Raw genomic sequence first — 3,812 nt, 5'->3', positions numbered from 1 at the left:
TCATGCCTCGGCGCATCTTCACATCGCGCGCGAACCAGTTGGCGCAGGAGCCGGAGTCGCTGGTGATAATTACCTTGTCGGGAAGACGCGACGATAATTCCCACGCCACCAGCTGTGGGTTGACGGGGCTTGCCTCCGCCTGCGCGCGCTTTTCCAACACCTCCCACCAGTCACGCACGTTACGCTCAATCTGAGTACGCCAGTCCGACTCCTTCTGCTGCAGCCGGGGCAGAAGCAATTTCAGGGTTTCTGCTGCATCGCCCACGAGATTGACGTCCATCGGATAGCGCAGCGACAGCATCTCGGGCTTGATATCGATCTGCACCGCCCTCGCCTACCCTTCTTTCGGAAGGAATTCCGCATAGGGAAAGCCAGACCCAACCATCAGCAAGGTGTCGCATTCCTTCATCATGTACGACGAAGGCCGAGTACCGAGCAGACCGATCGATCCCGTCACCCAGGGCAGGTCATCCGGAAGAACGGCTTTCCCAAGAAGCGCCTTGGCGACCCCCGCCTGAAGGCGGTCCGCGACAGCCAGAACTTCATCTGTGGCTCCAAGAGCTCCGGCTCCAACCAGAAGTGCGACCTTCTTGCCCTGGTTCAGGATTTCGGCCGCTGCGTCGAGGTCAGCGTCCTGCGGTACCGTCTTCGGCGCACGATAGCCTACTCCCGAATGCAAGGTGCCGTGCTCGCGAGCCGGTTCTTCGTAGGGCATATCCTGAAGATCGTTTGGCAGGATGAGCGCCGTTACCGTTCTGTTTCCCATCGCAATTCGAACCGCCCGGTCGATCAGATGCCGCACCTGGGCCGGGGTGGATGCCTGATGAACAAAATCGCCAGCAACGTCCTTGAACAGCGAGGCGAGATCGACCTCCTGCTGATAATGCCCGCCGATTGCGGCTCGTGCCTGCTGCCCGACGATCGCCAGGACCGGCTGATGGTCTAGCCTCGCATCATAGAGGCCGGTGACGAGGTGAGTGGCACCTGGACCCGATGTCGCGATGCAGACGCCAAGCTCACCGGAAAACTTCGCATAGGCAGCGGCCATGAAGGCCGCCATCTCCTCATGTCTCGCCTGAATGAACTCGATCGCGCCGTCGGCACGGTTGAGCGCGCCGAACACCCGGTTGATGCCGTCACCCGGATAGCCAAACATCCGGCGAACGCCCCATTGGTGGTGACGAGACACGATAAAGTCGCTGACGGTTTGGGACATGGGAGCACCCTCTTTTTGGATCGTGAGGTTGCACGGCAAACCGGTCGGCGGCCTGGAAGTTCCTTTTCGTCCATAGCGTACTGATTGCAGCTCGGAGCGAACGATATTCTTCCGGTTGCGGTCTCCTTTGTGCCGGATGCCGGTCGGAACCGGGACCCTCTGCGCCGAGCTCTTCAATTGGTTACTCTGCGACCCCGCCCGGGGGCGCGAATATTGCCACCAACGTCCATAGTTGGCCGGCTCCGTCAGCCGGTCCGAGCTTGCCTAACAGGTCGAAGGTGAAGTCGCCGGTGATCCTGTTGTCGATTGTCAGTTGGAAGACAAGGTTGCCGTTGGCATCACGTCCCTCGATGGCAACGAGATCGAAAACACTGCCGTCGCTCGCGGCGGGAAAACTGGTGACGGTGATCGGGCTGCCGCCCGAAGTGAAGCGTGCCAGAGCCTGCAAGCCGGCAGCCTCTTCGCGCGGATTGGTTGCGCCGGTAAAGGTAACGCGAGTGATGGTGCCGAAATCCGGACCCTGCTCGAAAGGCAAGCGGCCGGAAATGCTCTGATTGCCGGAAACGCCATCAGCGATAACAGCTTCGTCCAGGATGAATGGCTGAGTGAGTGGGGAGAGGATCGATGGCTCACCGTCGTCGACGCCGTTGCCGCTAAAACCGTCTGCGTCGCCGAAGCTCGTGTATCCCAGGAGCTCGGCCAGCGCGATATCCTCAGCCTGCCGCTGCTCAATCATCTCAAAATCGGCGCCTGAGCTCGGCGGGGTGCCGGTGGCTCCGTAGGAACCGTCCGGATCGGCCGCCCGGTGATGCCGCTGTCTTCAAGCGGCGAACAGAACCTGTTGGGACAGCTCGACATCCCCGACAATCAGGGTGGGGATCTTCAGTGCGCCGTCGAGGATGACAATCTCACTGAACCAGAATGAGATCGTTGCCGTCCACCCGCATATCGTCGAGCGACATCCCCGCGGGAAGTTGCACCATCCCATTCTCTGCGCGATACCGATTGTTGGCTTGTTCAGAGCCGGAAGGCGATCCGTCTTTGGCAGGTCTGCGGCCTGAGCAAGAACGACGGGAGCATCCGGCACGTCGGTCTGACGCTCAAATCTGCCTCGTCCGGACGCAGCGGGTCAGCATCAACCTCGGCATCAAGAACGCGCGAATCTTCAATAGCCATGATGCGCAATCCCCAGTGTTCCCTGGGCCGCAATCAATAGTGGAGATAGGCTTTGATCAATACTTTGTTCACCCTTTGGGCATACCCGGTTATCGGCCCGCCGCGAAATTGAGGAATAGCTAACTTTGGGCCCGACTTCACCTTGACCTCAAATTTTGACAACCACCGGCTTCCATACGCCGATGCCGTTGTGCCGCGATCGCCGAATCGACTGGTCGCTTTGCGGCGTCCCATGTTTGCGTCGGGCTTCGCCCTTTCGTGGCTGTGTGTGGCGGCCTCCGTCAGATTGGCATCGCAATAAAACGATGCCTCGATTCTAGACAGAGTCAGCCCGCCGTACTCTTCGCGACGCCCGCTGTTGCAAATCGATAGGAGCGGCACCCGATCGACCCGCGTCTGGTAAACTACATCGCTACGCTCTAGACGCTCCTCTGCTGGCGCCAGAGGGTCACGTAACGGGAAGAGGTGCCCATGAGACCAGCGCGATCTAGATTTCCCTCCGATGCTCGTCCATCGTGACACAGAATCCCCGGAGCCACATGTAACGAAGGAGCTGGGCGTGACCGACGGTTACTCGCCGCTGATCCTCTCCCGGCACACCTTTTCGACAAGCCTCTGAAGCACGGATATTCGCTCAACAAGCCAGTCGAGCTCCTCCTGCGTCACCTCATAGTGAGGCGAATAGCGCGCATCGACATATGCGCGATCAAGCCGCTCAAAGCAGCGCCGGGCGAAGCGGGTATCCCGCGGCCAGGCCTCGATTAGTCGAGGCTCGATGCGCTCGGCGGTGGAGCGCAGGAACTTGAGCCGATGGGACTTCGGGCTGTAGAGGGTCGATACGAGTAAGGTGCAGTGGTAGAGGCGCTCCGTGACCTGATGAAGCATAAAAGCTGCGTCTCGCCATTTTCCATTCTTCAGTCCAAACTCTGCGAATGCTGAGGCGTCCGTTGCGGAAGTCATCCAGCGTTCAAAATATGCTGTGGCTGTCGCGCGGCGATCGTCATCCCGGATCATCGTAGTCTTAGCCATTGGATGGCCCGGCTCTTCATAGAGCGCTATTCCATCCTTCGCGATATCGACGAAGAACGGCAGGCCACGAGTGAGCTTGTCGTTAACCTCCGCCAGATCATGCGCGATCACCTTTGCCGGTGCGCTGATCGTCTGTTTGACCGAATACTCCAGCGCCAGCCGATCATCGATCTTCAGCCAGATTTCATCCTCCTCGGCCGCCGAGTGGATGTTGACCACAGCGAGAAGGTCATAGTCCGAGCGATAGCCACTCTCCGGATCTTCAACCCAATCGCCTCGAGCATAGGAGCCGAACAGGATCACCTTGAGGATCTTGCCCAGCCGCTTCTTCTCCGACTTGCCTCTCTGCCACTCGTCGAACTCCTCGAAGATTACCCGCAGGATGTGGGTA

2 protein-coding genes and 1 pseudogene are annotated in these 3,812 nt (G+C 59.4%); all 3 read right to left on the bottom strand.

Features of this window, described 5'->3' with window-relative positions:
• Positions 1-1,216, bottom strand: a pseudogene (locus tag RTCK_RS04515) (thiamine pyrophosphate-requiring protein); the annotation flags it as partial.
• A gap of 181 nt (positions 1,217-1,397) precedes the next feature.
• Entirely contained in the window at positions 1,398-1,952 is a 555-nt protein-coding gene (locus tag RTCK_RS04510; protein ID WP_142591914.1) for a hypothetical protein, read from the bottom strand.
• Positions 1,953-2,962: 1,010 nt separating this feature from the next.
• Positions 2,963-3,812, bottom strand: an 850-nt coding sequence (locus tag RTCK_RS04505; protein WP_185927914.1) for a HEPN domain-containing protein, incomplete at its 5' end; no start/stop codon positions are given.

Origin of the sequence: Pseudorhizobium endolithicum, from assembly GCF_902153245.2 — a bacterium.
Classification (GTDB): domain Bacteria; phylum Pseudomonadota; class Alphaproteobacteria; order Rhizobiales; family Rhizobiaceae; genus Neorhizobium; species Neorhizobium endolithicum.
Note: the sequence above shows the minus strand (reverse complement) of the source record. Positions and strands in the feature narration are given on the sequence as shown.

Bases quoted from the DNA above. Each gene is read 5' to 3' on its own strand.
- RTCK_RS04510 (WP_142591914.1), bottom strand. From the start codon at position 1,952: ATGATTGAGCAGCGGCAGGCTGAGGATATCGCGCTGGCCGAGCTCCTG.